The sequence below is a fragment of the Treponema sp. UBA7570 genome (assembly GCA_002477955.1).
Classification (GTDB): domain Bacteria; phylum Spirochaetota; class Spirochaetia; order Treponematales; family Treponemataceae; genus Treponema_D.
The window spans coordinates 1-19,647 of record DLLE01000018.1; the positions used below are offsets into that span (position 1 = coordinate 1).

Here is a 19,647-nt window from a genome sequence, read left to right on the forward strand (position 1 = left end):
GCAACCGGGTGAATCGCAAAGTTCACTTCCGCGCCGTTCGCCTCGAGCTTGTCGCAAAGCTCCTTGACCGCATGCTGCGCCTGAGCAACCGCCATTCCGTAGCCCGGAACAATCACAACATTTTTCGCAGCCTCAAGAATCAGATAAGCGTCATCGACAGAAATCGCCTTCGGCTCTTTTGCAGGACCAGCCGCGCCTTTTTTCTTCGAGCCGCCGAAACTCTTGAACAAGAGGCTTCCAAAGGTTCGGTTCATCGCCTTGCACATAATCAATGTCAAAATCAATCCCGAAGCCCCGACAAGACAGCCAGAAACAACAAGAACCGTATTGTTGATTGCAAATCCGGCAAAAGCCGCCGCAAGACCAGAAAGCGCGTTCAAGAACGAGATGATTACAGGCATATCGCCGCCGCCGATTGGAATCACCATCGTAAATCCGAGAATTATGAACGCGGCAGTCGAGACAACGATTCCGGCAAATTCAATGTTCTGAAAACCAAAAACATTCTCTTTAGAAAAGAACGAATACGCGGCAATTCCGGCAAGACCGACTGCGCACAAGACAGCGTTCACAGCGTTTTTTGCAGGAATTTTCCAGCCCTTAAAAGTCATCTTTCCGCTGAGTTTTCCCCAAGCGACAAGCGAGCCTGTAAAAGCGACCGATCCAATCGCGATTGTAAGCCCGAGCGAAACCGCCGTAAAAGAATCGCCCTTGTCAGAGCAAAGATACTGCGTAAGCGCGACCAAAAGCGAAGACAAGCCTCCGAATCCGTTGAAAAGCGCTACAAGCTCCGGCATTCCAGTCATCTGGACTTTCTTTGACCAGATTGCGCCGATTACAGTTCCAACAAGAATCGCCGCCGCAATCCAGACATATCCGTTTGAAAGCCAGTTATCAGAATTCCAAGAGCCTAAAACCTCGTTCTCGCACAAGACCGTAACAACCGCAATCAACATTCCGACGGAAGAAAGAAGATTTCCTTTCCGCGCAGTCGGAGTCTTTCCCATAAGCTTGATTCCGCGGATAAAAAACACGCACGAAACCATATACAAAATTTTAATCAAAATATCGCTCATAAAAATCTCCGTTATTTTTTCGTGTCGTCTTTCTTTTTGAACATTCCAAGCATACGGTCAGTAACCATATAGCCGCCGATAACATTTATTGTCGCAAAGACAATCGCAAGAAAACCAAGAACTGCGCCAAGCTTTCCTCCAACTTTAACAGCAACCGCCGTAATGCTCACCGCGCCTACAACCGTAATTCCTGAAATCGCGTTCGTTCCAGACATCAGCGGAGTGTGCAGCTGGCTCGGAACTTTTGCAATCAGCTCAAGCCCCAGAAAAGCCGCAATCACAAAAACAAAAATAAGCATAATATCCATAATTTTCTCCAGTTAAAAATATTAAAAGTCAGGGGAAAAGCCTTTCCCCTAGGCTCAACTAAAGTTTCGCCATACCCCATTCTCCTAAGGGCTGCGCCCTTAAAAACCCGCCGGCTTTAATCAAAAGTGAAAAACCGCAAAAATCCTAATCTTTGAATCTCTCGTGGATAATTTTTCCGCCCTGAGTCAAAAGGCAGCCTTTCATAATCTCGTCGTCAAGATTCACTTTAAGCTCTTTCGCTTCCTTGTCATAAAAATGCGTAAGAAACGCAGTAATGTTTCCAGAGAACATTTTTGACGCGTCGTAAGGAACCTGCCGCTCAAGCATATCGCCTGATATAATCGTAACGCCGTTTTCTGTGACGACATTCTCAAAAAGCTTTGAGCCTTCAACGTTTCCGCCGGTTGAGCACGCCATGTCAACAACAATCGAGCCCGGCATCATCCGGTCAAGAACATTCTTTTCGATAAGGCGCGGAGCTTTTCTTCCAAAAACTTTCGCCGTCGTGATTACGATATTCGCTTTCTCGCAGACTTTCGCCTGAGCCTCTTTCTGCTTTGCAATCTGCTCGGGCGTAAGCTCTTTCGCGTAGCCTTGCGAAGTCTGCCCCATCTCGCCCAGGTCGATTTTCAAAAACGAAGCTCCAAGAGACTTTACCTGCTCCTCAACGACAGGACGCGTGTCAAAAGCGTCAACACGCGCGCCAAGACGTTTTGCGGTCGCTATCGCCTGCAAGCCTGCAACACCGACACCAATAACAAAAACGCGCGCCGGATTTATTGTTCCGGCAGGAGTCACCATCATCGGCAACGCCTTTGGAAGATGCGAAGCCGCGTTCAAAACCGCGACATATCCTGCAAGCGAAGTCTGTGAAGACTGAACGTCCATTTTCTGCGCAAGGGTAGTGCGCGGAATCATCTCAAGCGAGACCGCCTGAATTCCGTTCTCCGCAAATCCGTTCAGCAAGTCTTTCTGATTGAAAGGGTCAAGATAGCTCAGATGAAGCGTGCCGCTTTTTATTCCGTTTATGCTTTCAGGCTTCATAATCCGCACGATTATTTCGCTGTCGCCGTACGCGCTTTCCTCGCTCTCCACAACAAAAGCTCCGGCAGCCTTGTAAGCCTCGTCGCTAAAACCGCTTTTCAAGCCCGCTCCAGACACAACCTTGATTTCAAATCCCATCGAAACAAGTTTTTTTACATCGTCGGGAATAAGAGAAACGCGTGTTTCTCTTTCGTCTTTTTCCCGGCAGACAAGAACTTTTTTCATAAAACTATGCACTCCTTTTTTTATTGGAATTTTTGCACAGCAAAAGCAAACTGCCAAAATGTGCTATTTTCTTTGAATAAACCATTTTAATTTTAAGGCTGAATTTAAAAACACGCAAATTTGAAGAGATAAAATTCGTGAACCTAGCCCGGATCGGAACGGCGCGGAGCGTTCAAAAGGCGGAAAAATTTTCCGGCTTTTGAATGGAGCGCAAGCGGAACCGTGCAGAGCCGGTTAGAGCGAAAAATGTGCTCCAAAAATTTAAGAAAATAAAACTTTCGTAATTTGAGATTTGACTTTATAATTTTTATTATGGAAATAAATCAGAACATAGCAGAATACTATGATGAGTTATATCCTGTTACTGAAGAACAAAAAGTGTTTTATCAAAAAAAAATGATTCTGTTCAAAAAACCGGTTAAATTTTTGCAGATAGGCTGTGGTTCGGGGACTTTTGAACACAATCTTGCACGGGAAGGTTCGGACGTTACGGGAATTGAAACTTCTCAGGAACTTTTGGAAAGTGCAAACCGGAAAAGGCGGACTCAGTTAATGGCTGTCCGTTATTTTCAAATGTCGTCGCTAGAAATGACCCGTTTTTTAGGCAAAAATTTTTACAATATTATTTCGATTTTAAATGGCAGAATTGTTTTTACGCACGACAAAACTTTAATGAGAAAGTTTTTTTTTGATTGCCGGCAATTGGTTTCCGAAAATGGTCTTTTGATTCTTGAACTGCCAAATTTTGAAAATTATTCTGAACTTGAAAAAATTGAATTTCCAGTTCGGGAAAGCATTCGTTCGAATTTAAAGTCTGTAATTGAAAAACGCGGCGAAAATTTTTATCTTGAACAGGTTTTGACGAACAGCAATGACAAAAAACTAGTTGTAACGCAGAATGCGCCGGTTTACCTTTTAACAACTTCCGAAATTGAAAGTTTTGCGCTCGAAGCTGGCTTTTCTAAGGTTGAATTATACAGCGATTTTGCTGAAAATCCGTTTACAGAAAAAAGCCAGAGAGTTGTTGCTGTTGTAAGCTAGTTGATTTTCCAGCGGTTTGAATTTTCTTTTTCAAACCGTTTTGCTGGAATTTCGAGAATGCGGCCGTCTTCGCCGAGCATTTTTATCATTTTTGTGAGCGGATTTACATCTGTGATTTTGAATTGGGTTCCGTCGTAAAAAATATGAACACCTTCGTTTGGCAAGGTTTTTCTTGCTTCCGAATACCAGTTGAATTCATAGCTTAAGCAGCACAAAAGTCTTCCGCACTGTCCGCTGATTTTCATGGAATTTAGAGAAAGCCCCTGTTCTTTTGCCATTTTGATGGAAACTGGAGCGAGTTTGTCGCTTACGCAGTGGCAGCAGCAAGGTCTTCCGCAAACTCCAAGCCCGCCGGTAATTCTGGTTTCGTCGCGTACGCCAATCTGTCTTAATTCAATGCGCATTTTAAAAATGCTTACAAGGTCTTTTACAAGTTCGCGGAAATCTACGCGGTTTTCGCTCGAAAAAAAGAAAAGAGCCTTTGATTCTTCCAAAAGAAAGTGCACGGAAACAAGCTTCATATCGAGTTTGTGGAGAGCGACTTTTTCTCTGAACGTTTTGAATGCAGATTCTTCTTTTTCCGCAAGTTCTTCGTATTTTTTTAAATCTGCGTCTGCTGCTTTTCGTTCTACGGTTACAATGTCTGACGGTTTTATGCCGATTGGATGGTTTGCTTTTCCTAAAACTGTTGCGAGGTCTTTTCCGTAGCGTGTTGGAATTATGATGGCATCGCCTTTTTTTAGTTCTGGGAATTTTTTAGGAACAGAACAGTAAACGCCTTCGCTTGAATATTCCAATTTTGCAAGATAAAGCGGTTTTGGATAAATAAAATTTTCATTTGTTCCGCTGGTATTTTTGCGGATGTCCGAATCTTCCAATGCTGAAATATTTTCGTTTTCGTCATCTATATCGTTTTCAAAAATGTCACTCATTTTTTTCCTCCAGAATTTTAATCGGCAAGTAAATCTACGATCAGTCCGTTTAATTCTTCAATTTTTGCAAGTATATTCAGGTTTTTGCTGTGGTTGTAAATTATGTCGTTCGTAAGAGTTTCAAGTTTTTCGTTTATAACCTGAATTTGCACAAAATATGCCGGCTTTCCTGTTTTTGTGTCAATCAGCGGAAAACCTCGTTTTTTCCGTTTATAAATCAGAACTTCATAATTGTTTCTGGTTACATATTTCATAAAGTTGCTGAGTTTTTTCCGGTAATTTTCGATTTGCTCCAAACTTTGGTCTGAAGCGAGTTTGTCGCCGGCAAAGTCCAGTTCGTCTTTTAAAAAGACAACTGCCTCTTCAATTTCCATTCCCGCAAGTTCTATTGGAAGTCCTTCGCTTGCAAGATTGAATTCTTCTTGTTTTTTTTGAAGGGAATTTGCAAAAAGACTTTTTTTTGTCGTTGCTGTTTTTGAATTTTTACTGGCTTCTCTGGCTTTTTGTCTTGCGGCTTCCTGTGTTGCGGCAAAATAAAGGGACTGATTTTTTATTGCGTCGATTCCAGCCATCTAAATAACCTTGCTTCGAATTGCCTGCTGATCCAGATATTGTCTGCTAGAAGCTTTGAATTCATCTTCGTTGCTGAGAGAAATGCAATGTCCGTTAAAGATAACATCATCTTCAATTTGAAGGCTTTTTGTCATAATGTCGCCTATGACCACGGAATTTGAAAGCAGTTTGATTCCTTTTGGAGCGGTTATGTCGCCAAGAACAATTCCGCCAACAACAATTGATGAAGCTGTTATATTACCTTGAATTTTTGCACGTTCGCCAATTATTATGTTGCCTGGACTTTCGATTTTTCCTTTTATATCTCCATCAACTCGAATAAATCCATTTATTTTTATATCTCCTGAAACAAATGAACCAGGACCAATGAGCGTGTTGATTGAAATATCGTCGGAGGTGAATGCCATTTTATTTTGAAAGTTTTACGTTTACGTATTTTGCAGGATCTACTACGTCCGAACCAATGTGGATTTCGTAGTGAAGATGAGGACCTGTCGTAATTCCAGTGTTACCGATTGTGCCGATAATCTGTCTTTGTGAAACAAAGTCTCCTTTTTTTACGCGTGCTGTCTGCATATGGCAGTAACGTGTGTAAATTCCGTGTTTGTGCTTGATGATTACAAAGTTTCCAAAACTGAAATCATAACCTACAGAAACGACTTGTCCGTTTGCGGTAGCTACGATTGGGTCGCCGTTTCGCCATGTAGAAAGGTCAAGTCCTTTGTGGATATACCATTGGCCTGTAATCGGGTGCATATTCTGTCCAAAAGGCATGGAAACATGTCCGATTCCTCCGCGGATTGGCCAGATGTTTGGAATATCTGTAAAAAGTGTGCCCTGGCTTTCGAGCATTTTTCCAATTTGTTCGATTGGCTGAACCGCATTTTCAAGATAAGAATTCAACTGGCGGATATCTGTTGCTTCTCTTGTTGAGCCTGTAACCTGACTTTTTGTGTCAAAAAGCGAAGAAAGGTCGGAGTCGTTCATTGAAGCTTTTGAAACTGAGCTTGAACTGTCAATTCCAAGGAGCGAAAGAGACTGCGAAAGTGATGATTGAAAACGCTTTGCTGTCTGTAAGAGATTGTTGTTTTCATCCCGAAGCTCGTCAAGACTTGCAAGTGTCTGACGGTTTTCGTTCATTAAACGGCTGATTTCTGCGCTCGAACCGGCAGCCTGTCTGTTAAAATAAACAAAGGAAGAAATAATTCCTACTATAAGCACGATTCCAAAGCAGAGTGCAAAAACATTCGTCTGGAAATTTACGACTTTGCTTTGAGAATGTGGAACAATCATAATTGTAAGTCTGCTGTCGCAAATTTTGAAAAATTTAACAAAAAAGCGCCCAATCTTCGAAAAACCTGCTTTTAAAACAGACATAAAAGAAGAAGCGATGTTTTTTTCTAATTTTTTATAATGCCGAGTTTTAGCCATTTTTTCTCCGGTGATTGCAGTTCACCATAAATTACTGAAATATTTAGGAACAATAGTCTCCAAATATGCCATTAACATTTTATCATAACAAAGCACTATGAATATGTCAATTTTAGCGCTGTTGTTGTGAAATAACGTCTTTTTAGTTGCTTGTAAAATGCAATTCTTTTTCAAGCCCCTTTAATTTGACAATATATAATTTCTCGTATATTCTATCGGTATAAATTAGTTTACAGATTACTTGTTTTTTTTGCGGGTGCTCTGTCATATCATTTTCTATTTCGGAAGAAAAAGCCATGCAATTTTTTGATACTCACGCTCACATCGGGCTTATTTACGATGATCCTATTGAACAGTTACGCGTTATTACTCAGGCACGCCTTGCCGGAGTTACACGCATCGTTTCTATCAATAATTCTCTGATTGACTTTAAGAAAGTTTACCAGACTTTAAAAGCGATTCCGGGAATTTATCATGCTGTCGGTGTTGCTCCATCTGAAGTTACAACTCCGGGAAAAGATTGGATTGATATTATTGAAGAAAGTCTTTCTTTGCCAAATGTTGTTGCTGTTGGCGAAACTGGTCTTGATTATTTTAAGCAGTTTGGCGACAAACGCACACAGATGGAGCTTTTTATTACTCAGCTTGAGCTTGCAGAAAAGCATCAGCTCCCTGTAATTATTCATAACCGTGATGCAGGAAAAGATATTTTTGATGTATTAAAGCACAGAATTCCTTCAAAAGGCGCAATTTTGCATTGTTATAGCGAAGATGCTCCTTTTGCAAAAAAATGTCTTGAAGCTGGATTTAACGTTTATTTTTCTTTTGCAGGAAATTTGACTTATCGCAACGCAAGAAATTTGCACGAAACGGTTTTGAATATTCCTCATGACAGAATTTTAATCGAAACAGAAAGCCCGTTCATGATTCCTGCCGAATTCCGCGAGAAAAAACGCACAATGCCGGCTTATTTGCCTTCAACTGCAAAATTCCTTGCAGAAATGCTGGAAGTTCCTCTGGAAGATTTGAGCAAGCAGCTTTGGACAAACAGCTGTAAAGTTTTCAATTTGCCGGAATAAATGAGCTCTCTTTATCATCCAGTTTCTATTGGTTCTCTCAATTTAGGCGGGAATGTTTTTCTTGCTCCTATGGCAGATTTTTCCGATGCAAGCTATCGAAGTATTTGTGCTGACTGCGGCATGGATTTTGGATATACGGAACTAATCAGTTCTGAAGCGCTTGTTCGGGATAATAAAAAAACTCTTGAGATGATGAGGCGTGCGCCGAACGAAAAGGCTTATGCCGTTCAGATTTTTGGTTCTTTGCCGGAAACCATGGCGCATGCGGCAGAAATTGTTCGAAAAGAAACTCGATGCGAATGTATTGATATAAATTGTGGTTGTCCGGTTCCTAAGGTTACAAAAACTGGAGCTGGAAGCGTTTTGACTCGTGAGCCGGAAAAACTTTACTTAATTACAAAAGCTGTTGTTCAGGCCGTGGATGTGCCGGTTTCTGTAAAAATTCGTACTGGCTGGGATTCAAAACACATAACTTTTAAGGAATGTGCTCAGGCGGCGATTGAAGCTGGGGCAAAGGCAATTACTTTGCATGGAAGAACAGCGGTTCAGGGTTATGGCGGAAGTGCCGATTGGAATTCAATCAAAGAACTTGTTGAGTATGTTAATGGAAGAATTTGTGTTTTTGGAAACGGCGACATAAAAACTCCGCAAGATGCTCAGCGCATGCTCACAGAAACAAAATGCGATGGAATAATGATTGGAAGAGCCGCTCAAGGAAATCCATTTATTTTTAAGCGGGTGCGGGAATATCTGACGGAAGGCACAGTTTCTGAAATTTCAATGTCAGAGAGTTTGGCAATGGGATTTAAGGAAATGCAGCTTTTGGTTGATTCAATCGGCGAAAAAGCAGCTTGCCTTAAAATGCGCGGCCGTTTTAGCAACTACATAAAAGGCTTTGACGGAGCAAAAGAACTTCGCTTAAAAGTTATTGCCTGTTCAACGCAAAATGAATTTAAAGAGGTTTTGCAGCAGTATCTGTAACGGCTAAATCAAAAAACTGTTTTTTCTTATGTTTTTGTCGGGTTGTAAAAAACTTTTTTTAAATTTAGAATAAATAGTTGTTATGGGGATTTTATCATTTTTAACTGACATTTTTGAATCAATTTTTATGGCCTCGTCCCCGGAAGTAAAGAAAAAACAGGCTTTGCATAAAATTGAACAGGAATTAAAGCTGATTCAGCCGGTGATTTTTAAAAACGGTTTTTTGCAGCCGAATTTTGCCGAGCTTTTTAGAATTCTTTTTGAAAATTCAAAAATTCTTGAAGAATTGCTTTCTCAGACAATTTGCAGCGCAGACATAAAACGAAAGACCTTTTATGAAGCTCAGCTTTTATTAACTGGATTTTCTGATATAAATCAGGAAAAACTCGAAAATCTTGGATTGGAAAAAAGAAAGCAGGAAGTTCTTGATTCGAATTTGCCAATGAGCAGGGTTTTTGAAAATCAAAGACATACTTTAGAATATCTTTTAAAAGAATTGAATTCACCGGAATTTTTTAAAATTGATGAAATTATTGCGTCCTTGCAGCAGTTGAACGACGTCTGTCAATTCAATTATTTGAATATAATTCATAATTTTGACCCGAATTATTCCGCTTTGATTTCTGGTTATAAGGCAGATTTTTTTGCCTGCGTTCCAGAGGCAATGGCAAATTCTCTATTAGATTTTTATTATCTTACGGCGCATTTTAAAATAACTTCAGCGCTCGGACGGGCAGTTGTCGCCTTGGCAGAAATACGCAGTGGCGGAAAAAAATTTGATTCTGCAAGTTCAGAAAAATATCTCGAAGCCTTAAAAAAAATGAATTCGGTTCTTGTAAAATTTCTTAAGCCCGAAATTCAATTAGAAGTGATTCGTCTCGCTAAAAAAGAACCAGAGCTTGTTCCTCAGACTGCAAGTTATAAACCTGGCTCGCGCTATCGTTTTGCAGATTTTATGAAAGAAAAATTTGTTTCCGACGAAACGAGAATTAAAACCGAAATTAAGGACAGCACGATTTCGACAGATTTAAAAAAACTTTTTGAAGAAAATCCGCTTGAAGAATTTTTTGCCTATAACAGCCAGAACAGTGCAAATATACGGTCTAATTGTACAAAATCATACGATTGGATTACACCTTTGCAGATTGAAAAAACGTTTGCAGTTCATTATTTTACGGATTCGATTCAAAATCTTCTTGAAGACATTGTAATTGAAGGCTTTTTTGAAAATCCGTCGATTAAAAAATCTTTTTCAGATGCGGTTTACGGCTGCGAAGAATGTGTAAAGGCTTTGGGAGAATTTGACAGCTCTTTTGAACGTGAAGGAAAAAACGATCAGGCAGTTATCGAAGGTTTTATCCGTGACGGTCAGCGCGATGCAGATTTTGTAAAAAAATTGGAAGCAACTGTCGATAATATAAATGCACAGGCTTATGAAACTGTTCAAAATTTTGCATCGCAGTTCTTTGATTTGTACAGACAGATTGGCGACCTTTTTATTGATTCAAAAAAAGTAAAGCCAGATTTATGTTCAAATATAAAAGTTTTGCTGGGCTCTTCACGAAACAGAGAAAATTCCAACAGGCTGGAAACTCAGCTGGAAAAGTGGGCAATTTTTCTTGAAATAATGAAGAATTACGTTATAGTTGGAGAGGTCGAAAGGAAATGAGTCAAAATTTATCACATTCAGAACTAACTCCAAATTTAAATCCCGAATATGCTGAAATTGTCAGTCAATATGAAAAGAAGATTTATGATTTAAAGACACTTCTGGAAATTTCTCGTTCGCTTTGTTCGACAATTGAATTTTCGCAGTTGATTGAGTCAATTCTCTATACTTGCATGGGACAGTTTAGGGTTTTGGGGGCCGGTGTTTTTGTTCCTGAGCCTTTGGATTCGGATTATTTTGTTTTGAACAGAAACTATAACGGTCTTGAACTTGATCCGAATGTAACTTATAAAATTTCAGTGTCTAATCCGCTCATAAATGTTATTACAAAAACTGACAGAGTTTTTACGATTGATGAATTAAAGGCGGAAGTTCCAGCCTATGCGGATTTGGAACCGATCTCTTCTTTAAAGCCGTCATTGATTGTTCCGCTTGTTCAAAAAAATCATCTTGACGGAATTTTGGTGCTTGGCGAAAAAATTTCTTTGCCTGAAGAGCAAGGCTACAGCTCGTACGAAAAAGAATTGATTTTGACAATTGCCTCTCTTGCTGCTGTTGCGATTTATAATTCAACTTTGCTCGAACGTTCTTCTACCGATATGATGACGCACTTAAAACTGAAATATTTTTTCTACAATGTGCTTACGGACAAGCTTGATGTTGCTATGACGCAAAATTTGCCGCTTGCTGTAATTATGTTCGATATTGATTTTTTTAAAAGATTTAATGACACTTACGGTCATGCCTGCGGAGATTATGTTTTGCAGACAGTTGCAAAAATTATACGCTCATGCATTCGTTCCTGCGATTTAGCAAGCCGTTACGGTGGAGAAGAATTCACCGTCATGCTGGACAAAACCGGAAAAGACGATGCAATGACTGTTGCAGAAAGAATCAGACAGCATGTTGAAGAGTATGATTTTTGTTACGAAAATCAGCATGTAAAAGTTACGATTTCGATAGGCGTTACGGTTTTTGATTCTGAAAAAAATCTTGTTTCTTCGCCAAAGCAGCTTGTTGATCAGGCTGACCAGGCTCTTTATGTTTCAAAACGCAGCGGAAGAAACCGGGTAACTTTTGCAGACGAGAGACTTATTTCCGAAATTAAAATTACTGAATAAAAAATATGGCATCGATAATACGAAAACCTTTTAAATACAGTTTTAAAAATGCAACGATAATAATCGTTCTTATAAATGCAGGAATTTTTTTGCTTGAAAAAATGTTTCCGCAAATTCAATATTTTTGTTCACTGAACGTCTATAACTGTTTTGTATACAAAATGTTTTGGCAGCCTTTTACTTATATGTTCATACACGGAAGTTTTACCCATGTTTTGTTTAATATGATTGGACTTTTTTGTTTTGGACTTGCGGTTGAAAAGGCGATTGGCACAAAAGAATTTGTTTTGATGTATCTTCTGATTGGTTTTGCAGGCGGAATTTTTTCTTTGGCGGTTTATTATTTTTTCGGACTGTACAAAGTTTTTTTGATGGGCGCCAGCGGAGCGGTTTACGGAATTTTGCTTGCTTATGCAATTCTTTTTCCAAGAAGCACAATTTTTATTTGGGGATTGATTCCAGTTCCTGCGCCGATTTTGGTTCTTTCTTATGCTCTGATTGAATTTTTTGAACAGTTTTTTTCGTTTAGGGACGGAGTTGCACATTCTGTTCATTTGGCAGGATTTGCATTTGCCTGGCTGTATTTTGTTGTAAGGTTTGGAATAAATCCGTTAAAAGTATGGAAAAACGCTTACCGATAATTTTGTTTTTTTCGATTTTTGTTTTTTTGAACGTGAATTTGAATTCAATTTTTGCCCAAAATTTAAATCAGGAGCGGAAAATTCAAATTCTTTTGTGGGCAGAAAAAGAAGCTTTTCCAGGTTTTATTTGGAATGAAGAGGAAAAAAATCTTGATTTGGAAAAAAACGAAAACGTTCTTCCGGTAAACCGTTTAAAAAAAACTGCGCCTTTTTTTGTTCAAGGAATGCTTTACGGTTGGAAAGTTGAATATACTCCTTACGATAAAGCCCGCGGTGTTAAGGAATATTTGAATTTTGAGCCGGTTCAAGAGCTTACGCAAAGTGAATTAAATTCTATTCAATATAAAAATCCGGCTTTTAAAGATGACAGGCTTTATTGTCGTGTTGAATTTGAAAGAAGTGAATTTCAGCAGAATCTTTATAAATCGTGGCAAACTGTAAAAAATCCGAGAATTCGTGGTGTTGGCTATGGAAAACTTCAAGACGGTTTTGCCGGAATTGAGCAGGCCTGCGCAGAAGCAATAAAAAATGCAGTTCGGGAATATTGGCGCGCGCAAATTAAAAATAAACCAAAAGAAATAGAAAGCAGACTTTTAATCTGTTGTGCTCCGGTGATTGGCGTTGAGGCCGGCCGCTATCGTGTTATGCTTGATTTTTTTATGGAAACCGATAGAATATTAAATTACGAAATGTTTTGAAGCATAAAATTATCGGGGGTTGGGGAGGAATTTAATAATGAAAAAAATTTGTGCCATTGCAGCAGCAGTATTTTGTTTTTCTGCCGTTGCATTTGCAGACGAAATTGACGATCTTTTAAAACCTAAGCCGGATAACGGAATTGAAACAATTATTCCGGAAGACCAGCATGTTACAAATAAAACCGCTAAGGTTGAGCTACAGTATACTCCGCTTACTGACGAAGTACGCTTGTTCTATACTTGCCATGCAGTAGCTTTTGATCAGGGCGAGGCAATGAATACAGCGCTTGCTGTTTTGAAAGATTTTCAGGATCAGCACGATGAATATTACGGATATAAATATATGAAACGCGATACCGTAAAATACTACAAAGACGAAAAAACAGGCTTTAAGTGGGCTATGTATCAGTCTTTTGTTAGGTTTCAGCGTTAAATAAAAAACAAATTTTTGTCAGAAATATGAGCTGGATTCCAAACGGAAACTGGCTCAAATTTTTTATACCGGCGTTGCTGGAAAATGGAATTAAAAATGGATATTCAGAATATTATTAAAAATCTTCACCCACTCGAAATTAAAGTTCTCTTAAAATATACAGAAAAAGATGAATTGAGTTCAGAAAAACTTCAGAAAGAACTTGGCTACAAAGAAGGTCATGCCAATCAGGCTTTTAGCTGGCTTGGCGGAAAAGAACTTTTAAACGTTGAGCGCCGTATTCCACATACTTTTTACGAAATTACAGATTTGGGGCGCAATTTTGCAGAAAATGGCACTCCAGAAGAAAAAATCATTGCATACGTAAAAGACAATGGAGCAAAAACTCTGCCGGAAATTGCAGCTGGAATTGGTCTTGAACAGAGAGATGTTGGTTCTGCCTTTGGTCCGCTTTCAAAAGATGGCGTTTTAAAAATGAATGCCGAAAAAAAAGCCGAATATACAGGTGCTCAGACTCCTGCAAGAATTACGCTTGCCCGCGAAGTTCTTAAAAAGGCGGCTGGAGCAGAAAACGGCCAGTTGGAAAGCGCTTCTTTGTCCGAAGAAGAAAAAACTGCAATTGCATCTTACGCAAAAAAACGTGGTGCGGCCGACAGTGCTTTTAAAATCATTGAACGCGAAACCGTAATTTATAAATTTACTCCGGCGATTGGCGAAGTTGTTGAGGCTCTCAAAAAAGCAGGAATTACTGGAAACGAAATTGGAGAACTTACTCCAAAAATGCTTGAAACAGGCGATTGGAAAAAAGGCACATTCCGCGGTTATAACATTGCAATTCCGCCGGCACGCATTATTCCTGGACGCACAAACCCTTATGTGCAGTTTCTTGAACATGTAAAAGACAAATTATGTTCTCTTGGTTTTGAAGAATATGACGGTCCGCTTGTAGAAACAGAATTCTGGAATGGCGATGCGCTTTTTATGCCTCAGTTCCACGCTGCCCGCGATATTCACGATGTTTACCGTATAAAAAATCCGACACATGCAAAATCAATAGAAGAGCCTTGGCTTTCAAACGTTGCCGAAACTCACAAAAACGGCGGAAATACAGGAAGCCGTGGCTGGAATTATGATTTTGACCACGAATTTACACGCCGTTTAGTTTTGCGTTCGCAGGGAACCGTTCTTTCGGCTCATCAGTTGCACAAAGCAAAAGTTCCGGGAAAATATTTTGGTATTGCCCGCTGTTTCCGCTATGACAAGGTTGATGCAACTCATCTTTCTGACTTTTACCAGACAGAAGGAATTATTGCCGGAAATGATGTGAATTTGCGCACTTTGCTCGGTATGCTTGAAATGTTTGCAAAAGAAGTTGCCGGCGCAACAGAAGTTAAATATGTTCCGGGATACTTTCCGTTTACAGAACCGTCAGTAGAAGTTCATATCAAGCACCCTGTTTTGGGCTGGTTTGAACTTGGCGGAGCAGGAATTTTTAGACCAGAAGTAACAAAAGCTCAGGGACTTGACTGTCCAGTTCTTGCCTGGGGAATGGGAATTGATCGTATGGCTCTCATGGCGCTGGGATTGAACGATTTGCGAGAACTTTTCAGCGAAGATATAGAAGAAGTTCGTTTAAGAAAAGTAAAATTCTAGGTAAATTGAGAAGACTGCCCGGCTCGGACAGTCTTTTTTTATTTTGCGTACTGCAAAAGGCTGAATTCGAGGGCTTTTTGGCAAATTCCGGTTTCGCCGTTTTTGCAATAAGCGGTTACAAAGGGGCGTCCTATTAAAATTTTATCAGCACCGAAAGCCATGGCTGTTGCTACGTCGAGGGCTGTGCGGATTCCGCCGTCTACCCAGATTTTTTTTGTGTAATTTTTTAGTTCTTCGCCGTGATTTTGCAAAAACTCGGCAGTTGAGCCGATTTTGGTTTGAATGCGTCCGCCATGGTTTGAAATGTAAGCGGCATCTGGTTTGACATGTTTAACGATTTCTATTCCGTCTTTGTCAAAAATGCCTTTTAAAACGAAAGGAATGTCTTTTGAGTGCAAGAATTTTTTTATTTCCTGTAGCTGCAAAGCAGATTTTTTTTCGAGCGGAACAAGATTTTGCATTGTTGCAATGTTGTAAGAATCTATGTCGATTCCGATTGATTTTGCAAACGGCAGAACCATTTCGATATGTTCAAAAATTTTTTTGTTTTGAAAAGGTTTTATAAAGAAATTTGCCTTTGCATTTTTGTCGGTCTTTTGAATTTTTTTTATGGCCTGCAGGCCGAATTTGATTTTGTCGTCTGGAAATCCATCTCCTGCGCAAAGTTCAATGCCGCTTTTATGGATTGCTGAAAAAATCGAGCTGTAATATTCTTCTTCGCTGGAAAAACCGATGTTTTCGACTGCTCCAGTGATTGGCGCAAAGGCAATTTGAGGAATTCGTTCGTTTACTGGGCGTTCAATAAAATTTATAAAGACGAGAGGATTTTCTTTGCGGAGAACTTCCCATCCGTCGCAGTTGAGACGAAAATTTATGTTCCGGTTTACGCCGCCCATGCCTGGAAGCTGGTCGATGCAGCCTGTTCCGTTGCAAATTGTGCAAAAGTGGCACTTAAATTTGTTCATTTTAGAAGAATTATAAGATAAATGAACAAATTGTAATATAGATTATAGAAGGTTTTGTAAAAACTGGACAAAAAGGCGCGAAAAGTGAATGAGCTTTTTGCGGAAGTTTTACCCCGGATTGTAACGGCGCTAGTTGCGCAGCAATGGAGCGAAAGCGGAACCGTGAAAAGCCGGACGCGGTCGGAAAAATTTGGTCTGAATTTTTAAAATTGGAAATTTTCCAGCTTTTTTAGGTTCAAAATCATTCTAAACTTCGGTTTTTTTTGGCCGATAAATAAAAAGTAACTTTAACTGAAAATTCTCGTGGAGTTTTTTGATGAATAAAAATTTGAAAATTTCGGCGGTTGCCGGATTTATTCTTTATGCCATTGCCGCTTTTTTCTGTATTTCGCTTTTATTTGTGCTTTTGGATTTTTGCGGACTCGAGACGGCGCGTTTTTCTGCTTTGTGGCGTTTTGGAAAACTTTTTACGGGAGTTTACGGAATTTGTTCAGTTTTAATTCCTCTGTTTTTGCTGGTTGCCGCTTTTGAATGTTTTATGCGTTCTTGGCACGTGCGAAACGGCGTTGTGCTTGCAGGTTCGGTGATTCCGTTTTTTACTCTTGATGCGGTTGAACATATTTGCCGGATGCTTATTGCGGAAAATTCGGGCGACGTGCTTGTAATGAAACTTTTGGTTGCGCTTGTGACTGGAGCGATTATTGTCGTTGTCGAATATCTGGTTCTTTCGATGATTGGCGATGTTATTGAAAACGCTGGAAAAAAAGAGAAAGAAATTGATTTTGACGAGAATTCTGATGAATTTGGCGAAATTGAAGAATTTGCTCAAAAAGACGAAAATTCTGGTTTGGCGGCTGAAAATTTTGACGCAGAAAAGGCCATTTTTGGCGAAAAATCGGGCGAAGTTCAAAAAAATGCGGAAAACAAAGAAATTGAGCCGAAAAATAACGAACAAAATGTAGAAATTGAAAGTTTTGGGGACGAGCCGGAAAAAGAAAAAAATGTTGGCCTTGAAATTCCAAAAAATTTGGAAAGCGGAGAAAAAAATGAGCTTGAAGCCGGCGAAAAATCAGAAATTGAAGAAAATCCTTTTGAACATATTTTTGATGAGCAGGATGAAAATGAGGCTCAAAAACTAAAAGAAGATTCCGAAAAGAATGAAGAAAATTCTTTTGAACTTATCGAAGAAGAAATTCCTGTAAGCGATGAAGATTTTGATTTGCCGGATTTGACTGATGATTTTATGAACAACTCTGACGAAACCGAAATTTCGGATTCTTTGGATGCGGATTTTTTGGAAAATTCTGACGGCGAAATTTTGAAAACTCCGGAAATTGGAGCTACTAACGAAGACGGCGAATTGGAAAATCAGCCTTTTGAAGATTTTGATTATTCTTCGGAACAAAAAAATGAAGAAGAAGTGGAAGGCGAAATTCTTTCGGATGAAAGCGAAACTGAAATTTTAGATGATGTAAAAGATTACTTTGATGCTGATGATGCTGAGATTTTTGATGGCGATGAAGATTTTGCGGAAGACAAAGCTGAACCGGAAGATGGATTAGAGCTGGAAAACGAATTTGAAGTTCAGGACGGAATTGAGCCGGAAACAGAAACTGAATTTGCGGAAGGCGAAACTGAAAATCTGCCGGTAATGCCAAAAATTCCGGAAACAGAAGAAAGCTTTGAGAACGAAAGTGCCGGTTTTGCGGAAAATGAGCCTGAAAATGAAAGTGAAAGTTCTGAGGACGATACTGGTTTTGAAGACGATTTTGACAAAGACGATGATGACGGTTTTGGCAACGATAATTTGGATTGCGAAAACGGAGACGACGACCTTTCAAGCTTTGTTGAGCAGAGAAATAACAGTTTTGCCTCGATTTTTGCAAAAATGGACAGTGACGCTAAAAAAAATCCAATGATTGCGCAGAAAACTTCTGATTTTGAAACTCAGCCTGAGCAAAAAAATGAAGAATTATCGCAAAATGCGGAAAAAGCGGACGATGACGATTTTGACAGCACGTTTTCGGATTTTGAATTTAATCCGACGGCAAAGCCTGTTGTAGACAGTAACGGTGTGCCGTTTGAAAAAAAGAATGCAATTCTCCGCGAAGAACAAGCTTCTCCTGCAAAAAATTCTTCTGCCTTGTCGGCCCGGACTTCTGCTCTGGCAGTTGCAAAAACTCAGCCTGAAAATGCAGTTGAAAGCGAAAATGTTCAGCCAGAAAAACCGCAGCCAAAGCTCAGAATTGCAGATTATAAAATTCCAGTTGAAGGAATTTTGCAAAAATATGATAACGGCGAATATTGGATTGTAGATGACGAGACAAAGAAAAAAGCTACCGACTTGGCTCAGACTCTTGCTGAATTCAATATTGAAGTGAAGGTTACAGGAATCCGAAAAGGACCTGTTGTAACGATGTTTGAAATTCTTCCGGCTCCTGGCGTAAATGTAAACAAAATCCGCTCCTTGCAGGACAATATTGCGCTTAGGCTTGCTGCAACTTCTGTCCGCATAGTTTCGCCAATTCCGGGAAAATCGGCAGTTGGAATCGAAATTCCGAACAAAAATCGCGCAGTTGTAAGTTTCCGTGAAATTATGGAACAGAAAAATCCGGCTTTTGAGAAGATGGCGATTCCTGTAATTTTGGGAAAAGATATTTCCGGCGAGCCTCGTTTAATCGATCTTGCAAAAACTCCGCATCTTCTGATTGCGGGTTCAACCGGTTCTGGAAAATCGGTTTGTGTAAATTCGCTTATTCTTTCGATTTTGTACAAACGCAATCCTAATCAGGTAAAATTGATTTTGATTGACCCGAAAGTCGTAGAATTAAAACTTTACAACGATATTCCGCATCTTTTAACTCCTGTAATTACCGAGCCAAAAAAGGCATTGCAGTCGCTTCAGTATTGTCTTTGCGAAATGGAACGCCGATATGCGCTTTTGGATAACATGGGAGTGCGCGATATTTCAAATTTTAACCGACGCATAGAAGAACGGCATCTCATGCAGGAAAAACTGCCATATATCGTAGTAATTATTGATGAATTTGCAGATTTGATGGCAACAACAGGCCGCGAACTTGAATCAATAGTTGCACGGCTTACGGCAATGTCGCGTGCAGTTGGAATTCATCTTGTTCTGGCAACTCAGCGACCGTCAGTAAACGTAATCACCGGTCTTATAAAAGCAAATATTCCAAGCAGAATTGCATTTATGGTTGCAAGCCGTACGGATTCAAACATCATTATTGACCAGATTGGAGCCGAAAAACTTTTGGGAAAAGGCGATATGCTTTATGCCAGCGCAACAGATCCATTCCCAGTGCGAATTCAGGGAACTTTAGTTAGCGATGACGAAGTTGAAAAAGTCGTGGATTATGTAAAACAGTATGGAGAGCCAGATTATATTGACGATGAAATTTTTGTTGAAGATGACGAAGAAGAGAATGACGGAAATTTGGGACTCTTTGGCGAAGGCGATGATCCTCTTTATGACAAGGCGCTAGAAATTGTTGTGCAGTCAGGAAAAGCAAGTGCCTCATATCTTCAGCGCAGACTCAAAATCGGTTATAACCGTGCAGCCCGCCTCGTAGAAGAAATGGAAGAACGAGGAATCGTAGGCCCTCAAAACGGCTCAAAACCGCGCGAAGTAATCTATGTTCCATAAAATTTGGAGCATCGTGCAAAGAAAATTCTTGTTCATTGAAAAATCATTAACACTATGTTATTGTTCTTTTTAGAAATCGCAGTATTAAAAAATCTGCTTTTCTGAGGAG

General features: G+C 39.7%; 18 protein-coding genes. 10 read left to right on the forward strand and 8 right to left on the reverse strand.

Translation table 11 applies throughout. The features are described 5' to 3' along the window. From B4N75_RS01710 to B4N75_RS01720, 3 genes are all read right to left on the reverse strand, one after another. Nucleotides 1–1,076, reverse strand: a 1,076-nt coding sequence (locus B4N75_RS01710; RefSeq protein ID WP_296706439.1) for an NAD(P)(+) transhydrogenase (Re/Si-specific) subunit beta, incomplete at its 3' end; no start/stop codon positions are given. Between the two features lie 11 nt (nt 1,077–1,087). Then, nucleotides 1,088–1,384, reverse strand: coding sequence for an NAD(P) transhydrogenase subunit alpha (locus B4N75_RS01715; RefSeq protein WP_296692757.1), 297 nt, complete (start codon nt 1,382–1,384; stop codon nt 1,088–1,090). Between the two features lie 145 nt (nt 1,385–1,529). Next, nucleotides 1,530–2,654 (reverse strand): NAD(P) transhydrogenase subunit alpha, encoded by a 1,125-nt coding sequence (locus B4N75_RS01720; protein ID WP_296706441.1) that lies wholly within the window; start codon nt 2,652–2,654, stop codon nt 1,530–1,532. A gap of 312 nt (nt 2,655–2,966) precedes the next feature. Here B4N75_RS01720 and B4N75_RS01725 point away from each other — a divergent pair, with 312 nt between their 5' ends. Further along, the gene (locus tag B4N75_RS01725; protein ID WP_296706444.1) at nt 2,967–3,695 is read left to right on the forward strand and encodes a class I SAM-dependent methyltransferase; all 729 of its coding nucleotides are present in this window, start codon (nt 2,967–2,969) and stop codon (nt 3,693–3,695) included. Here B4N75_RS01725 and B4N75_RS01730 read toward each other — a convergent pair. From B4N75_RS01730 to B4N75_RS01745, 4 genes are read right to left on the reverse strand one after another with little or no spacing between them, the layout of a single operon-like run. Continuing rightward, on the reverse strand, nt 3,692–4,627 hold the full coding sequence (locus B4N75_RS01730; protein WP_296666604.1) for a PSP1 domain-containing protein: 936 nt from the start codon (nt 4,625–4,627) through the stop codon (nt 3,692–3,694). The genes B4N75_RS01725 and B4N75_RS01730 overlap by 4 nt on opposite strands. 17 nt (nt 4,628–4,644) lie before the next feature. Next, the gene (locus B4N75_RS01735) at nt 4,645–5,199 is read right to left on the reverse strand and encodes a YaaR family protein (protein ID WP_296019515.1); all 555 of its coding nucleotides are present in this window, start codon (nt 5,197–5,199) and stop codon (nt 4,645–4,647) included. Beyond that, nucleotides 5,200–5,607: a bactofilin family protein gene (locus tag B4N75_RS01740; protein WP_296019513.1), complete on the reverse strand. Its 408-nt coding sequence runs from the start codon at nt 5,605–5,607 to the stop codon at nt 5,200–5,202. A gap of 1 nt (nt 5,608) precedes the next feature. Next, on the reverse strand, nt 5,609–6,631 hold the full coding sequence (locus B4N75_RS01745) for a M23 family metallopeptidase (RefSeq protein ID WP_296019510.1): 1,023 nt from the start codon (nt 6,629–6,631) through the stop codon (nt 5,609–5,611). A gap of 296 nt (nt 6,632–6,927) precedes the next feature. On the opposite strand from B4N75_RS01745, the gene B4N75_RS01750 reads away from it, so the two are divergent. The 8 genes from B4N75_RS01750 to B4N75_RS01785 all read left to right on the forward strand — a co-directional run bounded on the left by B4N75_RS01750 (nt 6,928) and on the right by B4N75_RS01785 (nt 14,906). Further along, on the forward strand, nt 6,928–7,710 hold the full coding sequence (locus B4N75_RS01750; RefSeq protein ID WP_296019508.1) for a TatD family hydrolase: 783 nt from the start codon (nt 6,928–6,930) through the stop codon (nt 7,708–7,710). Then, complete coding sequence (dusB, locus tag B4N75_RS01755; protein WP_296666609.1) at nt 7,711–8,691, forward strand: tRNA dihydrouridine synthase DusB; 981 nt, start codon at nt 7,711–7,713, stop codon at nt 8,689–8,691. Between the two features lie 82 nt (nt 8,692–8,773). Further along, on the forward strand, nt 8,774–10,360 hold the full coding sequence (locus B4N75_RS01760) for a hypothetical protein (RefSeq protein ID WP_296706446.1): 1,587 nt from the start codon (nt 8,774–8,776) through the stop codon (nt 10,358–10,360). Continuing rightward, nucleotides 10,357–11,481, forward strand: coding sequence for a diguanylate cyclase DgcA (gene dgcA / locus B4N75_RS01765; protein WP_296019502.1), 1,125 nt, complete (start codon nt 10,357–10,359; stop codon nt 11,479–11,481). The genes B4N75_RS01760 and dgcA overlap by 4 nt, the downstream gene beginning before the upstream one ends. 5 nt (nt 11,482–11,486) lie before the next feature. Continuing rightward, nucleotides 11,487–12,122 (forward strand): rhomboid family intramembrane serine protease, encoded by a 636-nt coding sequence (locus tag B4N75_RS01770; RefSeq protein ID WP_296019499.1) that lies wholly within the window; start codon nt 11,487–11,489, stop codon nt 12,120–12,122. Next, nucleotides 12,101–12,820 (forward strand): hypothetical protein, encoded by a 720-nt coding sequence (locus tag B4N75_RS01775; protein WP_296019496.1) that lies wholly within the window; start codon nt 12,101–12,103, stop codon nt 12,818–12,820. Before B4N75_RS01770 ends, B4N75_RS01775 begins: the two co-directional genes overlap by 22 nt. A 37-nt stretch (nt 12,821–12,857) precedes the next feature. Further along, the gene (locus tag B4N75_RS01780; protein WP_296666616.1) at nt 12,858–13,253 is read left to right on the forward strand and encodes a hypothetical protein; all 396 of its coding nucleotides are present in this window, start codon (nt 12,858–12,860) and stop codon (nt 13,251–13,253) included. Nucleotides 13,254–13,349: 96 nt separating this feature from the next. After that, the gene (locus tag B4N75_RS01785) at nt 13,350–14,906 is read left to right on the forward strand and encodes a phenylalanine--tRNA ligase subunit alpha (RefSeq protein WP_296706450.1); all 1,557 of its coding nucleotides are present in this window, start codon (nt 13,350–13,352) and stop codon (nt 14,904–14,906) included. A gap of 38 nt (nt 14,907–14,944) precedes the next feature. Here B4N75_RS01785 and B4N75_RS01790 read toward each other — a convergent pair whose 3' ends face one another. Next, nucleotides 14,945–15,871 carry an alpha-hydroxy-acid oxidizing protein gene (locus tag B4N75_RS01790; protein WP_296666618.1) on the reverse strand — a complete coding sequence of 309 codons (927 nt, stop codon included), beginning with the start codon at nt 15,869–15,871 and terminating at the stop codon, nt 14,945–14,947. Nucleotides 15,872–16,187: 316 nt separating this feature from the next. Here B4N75_RS01790 and B4N75_RS01795 point away from each other — a divergent pair, with 316 nt between their 5' ends. Further along, nucleotides 16,188–19,538 carry a DNA translocase FtsK gene (locus B4N75_RS01795; RefSeq protein ID WP_296706448.1) on the forward strand — a complete coding sequence of 1,117 codons (3,351 nt, stop codon included), beginning with the start codon at nt 16,188–16,190 and terminating at the stop codon, nt 19,536–19,538. Nucleotides 19,539–19,647 lie beyond the last annotated feature (109 nt).

Excerpts from the sequence above, each read along its gene's own strand:
- B4N75_RS01715 (WP_296692757.1), bottom strand. The coding sequence starts at position 1,384 with ATGGATATTATGCTTATTTTTGTTTTTGTGATTGCGGCTTTTCTGGGG.
- B4N75_RS01720 (WP_296706441.1), bottom strand. The coding sequence starts at position 2,654 with ATGAAAAAAGTTCTTGTCTGCCGGGAAAAAGACGAAAGAGAAACACGC.
- B4N75_RS01725 (WP_296706444.1), top strand. The coding sequence starts at position 2,967 with ATGGAAATAAATCAGAACATAGCAGAATACTATGATGAGTTATATCCT.
- B4N75_RS01730 (WP_296666604.1), bottom strand. The coding sequence starts at position 4,627 with ATGAGTGACATTTTTGAAAACGATATAGATGACGAAAACGAAAATATT.
- B4N75_RS01735 (WP_296019515.1), bottom strand. The coding sequence starts at position 5,199 with ATGGCTGGAATCGACGCAATAAAAAATCAGTCCCTTTATTTTGCCGCA.
- B4N75_RS01740 (WP_296019513.1), bottom strand. The coding sequence starts at position 5,607 with ATGGCATTCACCTCCGACGATATTTCAATCAACACGCTCATTGGTCCT.
- B4N75_RS01745 (WP_296019510.1), bottom strand. The coding sequence starts at position 6,631 with ATGGCTAAAACTCGGCATTATAAAAAATTAGAAAAAAACATCGCTTCT.
- B4N75_RS01750 (WP_296019508.1), top strand. The coding sequence starts at position 6,928 with ATGCAATTTTTTGATACTCACGCTCACATCGGGCTTATTTACGATGAT.
- dusB (WP_296666609.1), top strand. The coding sequence starts at position 7,711 with ATGAGCTCTCTTTATCATCCAGTTTCTATTGGTTCTCTCAATTTAGGC.
- B4N75_RS01760 (WP_296706446.1), top strand. The coding sequence starts at position 8,774 with ATGGGGATTTTATCATTTTTAACTGACATTTTTGAATCAATTTTTATG.
- dgcA (WP_296019502.1), top strand. The coding sequence starts at position 10,357 with ATGAGTCAAAATTTATCACATTCAGAACTAACTCCAAATTTAAATCCC.
- B4N75_RS01770 (WP_296019499.1), top strand. The coding sequence starts at position 11,487 with ATGGCATCGATAATACGAAAACCTTTTAAATACAGTTTTAAAAATGCA.
- B4N75_RS01775 (WP_296019496.1), top strand. The coding sequence starts at position 12,101 with ATGGAAAAACGCTTACCGATAATTTTGTTTTTTTCGATTTTTGTTTTT.
- B4N75_RS01780 (WP_296666616.1), top strand. The coding sequence starts at position 12,858 with ATGAAAAAAATTTGTGCCATTGCAGCAGCAGTATTTTGTTTTTCTGCC.
- B4N75_RS01785 (WP_296706450.1), top strand. The coding sequence starts at position 13,350 with ATGGATATTCAGAATATTATTAAAAATCTTCACCCACTCGAAATTAAA.
- B4N75_RS01790 (WP_296666618.1), bottom strand. The coding sequence starts at position 15,871 with ATGAACAAATTTAAGTGCCACTTTTGCACAATTTGCAACGGAACAGGC.
- B4N75_RS01795 (WP_296706448.1), top strand. The coding sequence starts at position 16,188 with ATGAATAAAAATTTGAAAATTTCGGCGGTTGCCGGATTTATTCTTTAT.